The organism is bacterium, assembly GCA_024228115.1.
Classification (GTDB): Bacteria; Myxococcota_A; UBA9160; order UBA9160; family UBA6930.
In genome coordinates this window covers 1-955 of sequence record JAAETT010000195.1, presented here as the reverse complement: position 1 = coordinate 955, position 955 = coordinate 1, and the positions used below count along the sequence as shown (strand labels likewise).

Sequence of the window (955 nt, the reverse complement as noted above, 5' to 3'; positions counted from 1 at the left end):
TTCCCGCTCTTGCGGATCAGCTCCACGACCTCGGCCTTGTATTCATCTGTGAACGATCGACGCTTCCGTTTTCCCATGACACACTCCTACCGCACTTTCGTGCGATCCGGGGTGTCCACGAGACCGGGGCAAGCTCAGAGTTCGGTGTCTCCCACTCCACCGTGCAGCGCCAGGTCGAGCGGCTGGGTCGCCACTGCCTGCTGTTTCATGAGGGCCTGCGGCCTCGGGTCCCTTCGGAGCCCCTCGTCCTGGACGGCTTCCGCAGCCTCGAGTCCGGCCACTACTGGCCCTTCGACCTGAACCTCCTGGTCGGGGAGTCCCACTTCATCTACGGCTTCAACGATGCGGAACTCAGGCGGAGCGGGACCATGAGACCGGGGCAGCGACGACATCGCCGCCGCCTCGAGCGTCGCTACGGGAGGCCAGATCCCCAGGCCACGCGAAAGGCCGTAGAGGAACTCGTCTCGCGAGTCGTACCCGCGGGTCATGAAGCGGTGATTCGCTCCGACGAGCATCAGAGCTACCCCCGTGCGTTCCACCGGCTCGAGAATCGCCGCATCCACCACGAGTCGACCTCCTCGAAAGCCGCTCGAACAGCCCGTAATCCGCTCTTCCCCATCAACCTTGCAGATCTGCTCCTACGCCACGGCGGGGCGAACCACAAGCGCGAGACCATCGCATTCTCGAAGCGAAGGCAGGGAGCACTCTACAGGGCTGCGATCTGGGCCGTATGGCGCAACTACGTCAAGTGGAGTTCGGAGGACAAGCGGACGGATCCTCCGGCCGTCCAGCTCGGTGTCATTTCTACCCGTTTGACCGTGGATGAGATCTTGTCGCGACGCCTCTTTCCATGGCGGCAGTCCCTCGAGCCATGGGTGAAGGCCTGCTACGAGGGGCGGATCAAGACGCGCTGCGTGACCCCGCAACGCATTCATTGCCCCATCTACGCGAGCTA

General features: G+C 63.5%; 1 protein-coding gene. It reads left to right on the top strand.

Translation table 11 applies throughout. From position 1 onward, the window contains the following. Positions 1–955, top strand: a 955-nt coding sequence (locus tag GY937_09535; protein MCP5056950.1) for a hypothetical protein, incomplete at both ends; no start/stop codon positions are given.